At 41.2% G+C, this 7,889-nt stretch carries 7 protein-coding genes; all 7 read right to left on the reverse strand.

The genetic code is table 11. From position 1 onward, the window contains the following. Positions 1 to 74 precede the first annotated feature (74 nt). On the reverse strand, positions 75 to 935 hold the full coding sequence (locus I3254_RS01340) for a tRNA threonylcarbamoyladenosine dehydratase (RefSeq protein ID WP_238050600.1): 861 nt from the start codon (positions 933 to 935) through the stop codon (positions 75 to 77). A 100-nt stretch (positions 936 to 1,035) separates the two neighbouring features. Then, positions 1,036 to 1,968 carry a TatD family hydrolase gene (locus I3254_RS01345; protein ID WP_238050610.1) on the reverse strand — a complete coding sequence of 311 codons (933 nt, stop codon included), beginning with the start codon at positions 1,966 to 1,968 and terminating at the stop codon, positions 1,036 to 1,038. Between the two features lie 161 nt (positions 1,969 to 2,129). After that, positions 2,130 to 2,306, reverse strand: coding sequence for a hypothetical protein (locus tag I3254_RS01350; RefSeq protein WP_238050602.1), 177 nt, complete (start codon positions 2,304 to 2,306; stop codon positions 2,130 to 2,132). Between the two features lie 204 nt (positions 2,307 to 2,510). Beyond that, entirely contained in the window at positions 2,511 to 4,754 is a 2,244-nt protein-coding gene (gene gspD / locus I3254_RS01355; RefSeq protein ID WP_238050604.1) for a type II secretion system secretin GspD, read from the reverse strand. A 77-nt stretch (positions 4,755 to 4,831) separates the two neighbouring features. Next, on the reverse strand, positions 4,832 to 5,737 hold the full coding sequence (locus I3254_RS01360) for a type II secretion system protein N (RefSeq protein WP_238050606.1): 906 nt from the start codon (positions 5,735 to 5,737) through the stop codon (positions 4,832 to 4,834). Then, the gene (gspN, locus tag I3254_RS01365; RefSeq protein ID WP_238050608.1) at positions 5,738 to 6,565 is read right to left on the reverse strand and encodes a type II secretion system protein N; all 828 of its coding nucleotides are present in this window, start codon (positions 6,563 to 6,565) and stop codon (positions 5,738 to 5,740) included. A 229-nt stretch (positions 6,566 to 6,794) separates the two neighbouring features. Next, positions 6,795 to 7,118 (reverse strand): H-NS histone family protein, encoded by a 324-nt coding sequence (locus I3254_RS01370; RefSeq protein ID WP_101204384.1) that lies wholly within the window; start codon positions 7,116 to 7,118, stop codon positions 6,795 to 6,797. Between the last annotated feature and the right edge of the window lie 771 nt (positions 7,119 to 7,889).

A 7,889-nucleotide genomic window follows, 5' to 3' on the forward strand; every position in this document is an offset into this window, starting at 1 on the left:
TTTGTGTGAGAGCTTAAAGATTAACCGTTCGCTATTTTTTTTGCCATTAATTTGTCGCCAATGTTCAACACGCCCTAGTTACGACTCGTCTGTTTTATTAATAATTGTAATGCTTCACTCACCATAATCATCGCCACCACTGACGTAACGACCACTGCTGAGCCATAACCACCGCACTGTAAACCGCCTGTTTGACAGCTTTTATCTACAATTGGCGGCTCTGTCGAATAGACACATTTGATACCAAATTTTTCTTTTAAAGCACTATTAATGCCTTTTTCGTGGCGTAACTTGTTGCGTAACTTTGCAAGTAGTGGGTCTTGATAACAGTCACGCAAATCACTTACTCTAATCTGACTTGGATCTATCTTACCACCTGCACCGCCCGCACAGACCAACTTTAGTTTATTAAAACGACAGTGTAAAGCAATTGCTAATTTAGCATTCATATCGTCTACGCAATCTAAAATAACAATCGGTTTCCCCTGAGCATTGGCAGATTTAACTGCTTCACGACTTGGTAAGAGTGTGGCGACATTATCTACTGTCAAAAAGTCATCGACCAAATTTAAGGTTACTGTGGGATTAATCTCTCTAATACGAGTTGCCATTGCTTCAATTTTACTTTGACCAAATGTGCTGTCCAATGCAGGCAGTTGGCGATTGACATTAGAAGCAACCAATACATCCAAATCAATCAACGTAATCGTTCCCACTGCTGTCCGAGCCAGCGCCTCTGCTGCCCAAGAGCCCACCCCTCCTACACCAATAATGTAGACATGAGCTGCCGAAAAAGTATTAACCGCAGAGGTACCATATAGTGTCCGTGTACCTTGAAAACGACGATCGTACTGCTCATCTTGTTGGCGCGATTCGTCTTGTGCAAGACTGTCTTCGACGGATTCTGGTTGTTCAAATTGTCGCGTGTCACTCATAACAGATCAAATTCTCTTTTCAAATATTTTGGTTGTCATTTATTTGGCTAGTACTTTTTAGCGTCTAATTACAACGATGCTTTTCTTATAAATAGTATAGTTACGTTGAATAAGCCCAGTCTACTTTCAGAGCATCACAGCTATTTTGCCATAACTGCTTAGCAAGTTTATCATGTGGTATTTCTAATAGCTCACTCAAGCTTGCCAATACCCATGGGAGATTGGCTGGTACATTCCTATTATGTGAATCAGTATTATCCGTTGTCTGACACATAATAGGTGTCATATCTGGACAATCCGTTTCAATGACCAAGCATTCGATGCCATGACTCTCAACTGCTACTTGAATAGCACGGCGCAGTTTTTTGGCATTCGGATTGGTTATCTGACCAGTAATACCGAGCTTAAACCCCAATTTTACAAAAGCCTTCGCCTCTTGTTCGCCACCACTAAAGCTATGGGCAATACCACCTAATTTATGCGCATCGTATTTATGCGCTTTTAATATTGCGAGCGCTTCAGCATGCGCTTTACGAATATGCAGCATTACTGGAAGTCGATGGGCCACTGCTATATCCAACTGCGCCGCAAAGAACCTTTTTTGTTTAGCAAACATATCAGGCTGCTTCATTGCATCGGTAAAGGTGTCTAATCCAATCTCACCAATGGCTAATGGACGTTGCTCTATCACTATTTGTTCAAGTTGTATTAAATGATCATTGGTATGCTGCTCAATATAAAAAGGATGTAAACCGAGCGCGATATAGGCTGCAACATCGCACTTATCTTTACTATTCACCTTTGTTACAGACGACTGCGACATTTTATTAATGAAATCTTGAGTATCATACATTCGATCAAAATACTGATATAGATAACCTACTAGCACTAAGTGACGGATACCTTGACTATAAGCCTGCTCTACCTGTTGTCTGCGATCATTGTCGAACACTGGAGCATCAAAATGTGTATGCGTATCTATAAGAGAATAGACATTTTTTAAAACTTCTCTAGCATCTGTTCTCTCAGCCATGGTCACTGATTTGTTGCCACACATTAATAAACTCCAAAACTGACTTTTCAGAACATAGAATTGAGTAATAAACACTAAGCAATTTTTACTATATAAGTATTTTTATACAAGAATATTGCTATAGACGCATTATTGAGCTTTTATTTTCTAATTACTAGCTTCTATTTACTAGCTGCATTCTCGTGAGCATCGTCAATATCACTACCCTCAGATACGGTATTATGATTATTTACTGTCTCCGTATTGTCCTTTCGACTACTGCGCCTAGGGATGAGTAATAGCGCAGTTGCAGCCACACTTAGCAAAAACCATTTTTTCGTATTTTTATAATCTGTCATCTTAGTTTCTGATTTACTATAGTGAAAAACATGATACGTAACTCATTATTTTATTAGTAACTAATATACCCAAATATAAAAGCGTCTATGTTTATCTGTGTTATGAATACGCAAGCTAATGTACGATGTAACTAGTATCTATCACATCGTACATTAATTTATGTCAGTTGAATCATATTAACCGTTATATATACGGCCAATATTTTAACGATTAAGAGGATAGGTCGTGATACCGCTATTAGGACTATCTACTCTCGTAAAGCCTTGCGAAGTAGATTTTGGCGCTTGATCACGTTTAGGGATAAGAGGATTAAGCGGCATAAGCTCGTAATCTGCACTGACATTACCATTCCAACCTTCAGTGCCGCTCAATGGTAATTGCTTAATCGTACCGTTTTTATCAATGACCAGCTGCAACACTCGCATTTGATTAAATTTGCGTTCAGTCACACTCGCTACCGCGCCGCCATCACGTAAAATAGTCGGCTGTAAAAAGATGATCAAATTGCTCTTTTGGGTGCTGTCATTGTCAGAACGAAAGAGTCTACCGATAACAGGAACATTGCCCAAACCAGGAACTTTCTGTTGACGTGTGGTGGTGTTGTCACGCATCAGGCCGCCCAAGGCAATCGTCTGCTGATCATCCGCTAGAATGGTCGTATTAATGAGGCTTTTGTTGGTAATTAGCCCACTGGCATTACCCGTACTACCTGGTACGACTGAAGAGACTTCTTGCGATACCTCTAAACGTACTGTGCCATTGTCGCCAATGTGAGGAATGACATTCAGATTAATACCAATGTCTTGACGATCAATTGTCTGAAATGGGTTGTTTGAATTATTGCCACTAGTGGTAAAAGAACCTGTGACAAAAGGTACGTTTTGACCAACCAAGATACTGGCTTTTTCATTATCCAATGTCAAAATCGATGGCATGGACAATAGATTAGCACTGGTAGATGAGTCAAGCGCCTGTAAAATAGCACCATAAAACTCTGTATTGCCCTGACTGTCCTTGCGACTGTCTCCAATTCCTATCAATGCACCAGCGATAGAGCTGGCAGCAGCGCTAATACCTGCCGTACTTGTCCCTGCTAAAGCAGCAGCTGCAAGTGTCGTCGCGCTGGCCCCCACATTGTTAAAGTTGACAACTCCATAGCCACTATTGGCATTACCTAGCGCCCATTGAACGCCTAGCTGAGTAGCATCATCGCCTGACACTTCAACAATGGCAGCTTGAATTAATACTTGTGCGCGGCGACTGTCTAATTGGTTGACTGCGTCTTCAATCTCGAACATTAGCTCAGGTGCGGCATTGACGATAACGGCATTCTGAGTTTCATCAGCGATAATACTAAACGGACGACCGCCCACTCCTGTGCTTGTTCCATTTGTGCTGCTAGTCGAGACAGCGGCCGCACTGCTACCTAAGCTATCGCTAGCTGCATTATTAATCGCGGCGCCTGTGCTGCTTGCCTCATTTAGTGACGCTGATTCTAGTGTCGAGGTCGCGCCAGCACTATTGATAGATTGATTAGCAAGTAAGCCGCGTAACATATCGGCGATATGACCAGCACTAGCATACTTTAATCGAAAGACACGTAGACCACTTAAACGTCTGGTCGGCGTGGTATCCAATTGATTGACCATTTCTTGGACTTTAGCAATCATTTCAGGACTGCCTTTGACTAGCAGTCTATCGCTCGACGTATCAGCAATCACCTTTAGCTGATTGTTGCCACCTTGTGCTTGCCCACTACCCGCACTTGAGACTAAGGCGCTAATCAATTCCATCATACGTTCGGCATCGACGTGACGCAGTGGTATCACTTGCAAACTGTCATTCACATTGCTGTCTAAATCACGGATAAGGGCCGTCAGTTGATTAAGGCTGTCTGCTCGATCGGACAATACTAGCGCATTGACACCAGGTACAGCTGCTGCGTGAGCCGACTGCGGCATCAATGGGCGAATAACTCCTAATACTTCTGCAGCTTGGGTGTTGGTCAAATAAATAACTCGAGTGGCGAGCGATTCGCCAACACTATCACCGCGTAAATCAACCGCCACACCAGATTGCTTAGCAATATTATCTGGCACCAGTTTTGTCGTCGTTCCCGATTCAATCGCAGCGATACCATTCACTTGCATCACGCTCAGAAATAACTGATAGATCTCATCACGGGACAGGGCTTTGTTAGAGATGACTGTCACATTGCCATTGATACGTGGATCGAGCACAAAGTTTTGATCTGTGATGGTCGCAACTTCATTAATAAAGGCTTTAATATCAGCGTCTTGCAAATTGACTTTCCAGCTCTCAGCATTAGCAAGACCAACACCAGCAGCCCATAATGGTACTGCCAGACAAAGTGGTCGACACAGGCGCATCAAACCCTGCAGGCTACGGTACAAAGGCGTGGCTGAAAAATTCTGAAAACTTACCATATTGATGATTACCTACAGTGATATTGCTTACTATGTGCTGAGTGTTTAAGGAGCAATTTTGCTAAAAACCTACCTTGCTAGAACTGCTGGCGAATCGTAATAACTTGCTCACCACGTTGAACCTCTATCTGCGCTTCACCTGCTTGCTGTACTTGCTGAAGTACACCAGCATCTTGCGCTGGGTTATTACCTACGCTCTGTCCGTTGACAGTTAGTACCTTATCACCTGGCTCAAGCCCTAAACGATTACGTAGGCCAGCAGGCATCGCCGCTGTGACTTGGTAGCTCTCGCCCGATGCCATCACCCCCATTCTACTTAGATAACTGGCAGGGTTTTCTTGCAAGGCCGTAACCGCTTCTTCGATAGCCGACTGTGGACTTTTTGAAGTGTCTGCGCCAGTTGTCCCTTCTGCCTCAGGAACAGCGTTTTGTACTGGCTGGGGCCCTGTCGGCAACATGCTATTGTTTGGCAAACGCTGATTGCTTATTCCGCTTGCTAGCATATCACTTTGGTCTAATGGCATCGCCTCTGGCATTTTAATAACGGTTTCTTTATCGTTAGCATCAGCGATAATGACTGAATTCCAGTCAACAGCCACGAGCGTATAATCGCTGTCTTTTAGCTCATCACCGATGCGGTAATTTTTGACTTCGCCATTGACATTCAATAAGGCGGAAGACATGCTCTCAGGTATGGCTAGTAGTACGCCTTTGAGCTCAATGTTGGGAGGTGGTTGCACGGCTGCGGTAACAGGATCGGGATCAGCAAAGATTGCAAATAAGCTGCTATAATCTTTGGTGGATTTGGCACTATTCTGTAGAGGCGCTAAAGGCAATGCAGGCGCTAGAGGTGCTGCTAGTAATAACCATAAAAGACGGGCGGCTGTCCAACATAGCCAAGCAATGGCTAACAACAATAGCCAACCTGAAAAGCGATTGAGAGTATTGATAACAGGTTTTAAGCTTGCGGCGATATTAAGCATTTAGTTCGCCCCCAAACCAGCTAACAATGGCTGGCGCACACTGACAACTGGCGTATCTTGAGGGGCTTGTCCTTTATACTCAGGCATGTTCTCTAGCAAGCGCTGCGTCAAACTGACATCGAGCATATTATCGCTATCGAGATACAGATCTCCCAAACGCTTATCTTGATTATTCAATAAATTGATATGCAACAAATCTCTATTGTTTTTTTGCTCTGTACTAAGCTCAGCTCTTAGAGCAGGCATCGTAATATAAAAAACTTTGCCACCACTAGGATAGCCTACCTCACCGCCAACCCAAGTCAATTGACCATCCGCTGCACTAAACCCGCCATCGTCTTTAGCAGGCTCACTACTAGATGCCTCACTTTTATCAGACTGGCGCGTTAGCGATACATTATTTACCTGAATAGGGGTATTTGGCAGCTGCCAGCTGACTATACTCGCTAGCGTCTCAGGTGCAATTTTCCCACTCATCTCGTCAACTTGCCATGAGTTCAGACCAAGTTTAACTTGCCCATTCAGACGTGTCTGTGCTGAGTGAATATTGACGTCCGCACCTAGCTTACCTATGAGTAGCTGCCAAGGCTTCCATGACCATTCTGCCATACCTGTAAGCGACGTTGATGACATAGGCAATTGCCAAATAGCAGCGCCTTGCCATACATTGCCGGATACATGCTGGACATAGGGCGTATCTGGCGCGTATTTCTCAAGTAACCATGCTGCTGGCATTTGCAATACAGCAAATAGCGCAAACAACACAAACCCAACTAGCCACCAAAGCTTACGGGGACGTTTATGAGAAAACTCAGATACTTGGGCCACAGTCGTATAACTCTTATATAAGACAAAAACGTCATTATCATAACAAACAATGGCATATAGATGACAGAAAAAAAGCCAGTATCTTTTTGCCAAAATACTGGCAGTAAAGATACTGGCTTTTATTTTCTCGAAAGCAGCTATGTCTGTCGCTAAATGGTTGTAAATACACCATTATAAATAGCAACTTCAAACTGGTTCACAGAAAGTAACTCTATAAGAAAACAGCTAATTAAATAGCGAAATCTTCGATATCACGACCTGCTGCTAGCGCTTCGACTAACCACGTTGGCTTACGGCCACGGCCAGTCCAAGTTTCACTATGGTCATCAGTATTACGATATTTAATGCTGCGTTTTTTCTCTAACTTTTCACCAGCTTTCAGTATTTCTTCAATCGTTGCATTGCTATCTTCTGCAATCTGCTCGAACTGCATATAGGCATCATACAAACGTTGATGCTGTTTTTTGGCGATAAGTTGTTGAGCGTTTTCAGTGATAGCACGTAACTCATCTACGTTCAAATTTTCTAAATCAATTGCGTTATTTTTGCTCATAATAGATCCAATTATAGAATAAGAATATAACCTCTATCGAGGTATTATTTTGCGTTAAAAGATGCAATGAATACATCGTTCATTAGCTATTAAGGCTGTACACAACATACAGTTAATTCTAAATAATATTTAATGGTGTATTAAAAATATATTTTATAATTAAGAATATATAATAATAGAGGCTTATTGTATCAATTTTAAATACAATTATTTTGAAATAAATCTAAACATAAGTCGTCATTCTTAATATATTACTAATATGACTTTAAAAATAACCTTCTGATAAGAAAACAAAATTCTAGTATTCCAATCACAATAGAAACTTTATAGTAATAATTATTTACACGATGATTATAAGAACTACTCATTTTGAAACTATAATTATAGTACGCCTATAGCTTGTATACTGTCAGCAAAGAGATCTCTAGAAGAATTAATTACTTTATATAAATACATATTATGTGAAATAGCATTCATTCTATTAACCAATGATAAACAAAGTTATTATTATAAAGAATCTCTTTATTTATAAATATATAACACATATTAACTATGTGTTATATAAAGACATTATAGCAATGTTTAAAACTAAACGTCATTAATCATATTTATTTTTTGGTATAAACGGTAAATATAGAGTATAGAAGGTAGTAATCATACTAGAGCGTGTCTTCAATTCATCTTACAATGAACGATATAGTCAGTCCAAAATAGAAAAGGTACAATGCTTTTAAACCAAGCAAAGAGAAATATAAAAGATGACCTACTCAG

Source organism: Psychrobacter sp. Ps2, assembly GCF_022129405.1.
GTDB lineage: Bacteria > Pseudomonadota > Gammaproteobacteria > Pseudomonadales > Moraxellaceae > Psychrobacter.

What these genes read in the sequence shown, in the direction of transcription:
- I3254_RS01340 (WP_238050600.1), bottom strand. Translation starts at nt 935, where the DNA reads ATGAGTGACACGCGACAATTTGAACAACCAGAATCCGTCGAAGACAGT.
- I3254_RS01345 (WP_238050610.1), bottom strand. Translation starts at nt 1,968, where the DNA reads ATGGCTGAGAGAACAGATGCTAGAGAAGTTTTAAAAAATGTCTATTCT.
- I3254_RS01350 (WP_238050602.1), bottom strand. Translation starts at nt 2,306, where the DNA reads ATGACAGATTATAAAAATACGAAAAAATGGTTTTTGCTAAGTGTGGCT.
- gspD (WP_238050604.1), bottom strand. Translation starts at nt 4,754, where the DNA reads ATGGTAAGTTTTCAGAATTTTTCAGCCACGCCTTTGTACCGTAGCCTG.
- I3254_RS01360 (WP_238050606.1), bottom strand. Translation starts at nt 5,737, where the DNA reads ATGCTTAATATCGCCGCAAGCTTAAAACCTGTTATCAATACTCTCAAT.
- I3254_RS01370 (WP_101204384.1), bottom strand. Translation starts at nt 7,118, where the DNA reads ATGAGCAAAAATAACGCAATTGATTTAGAAAATTTGAACGTAGATGAG.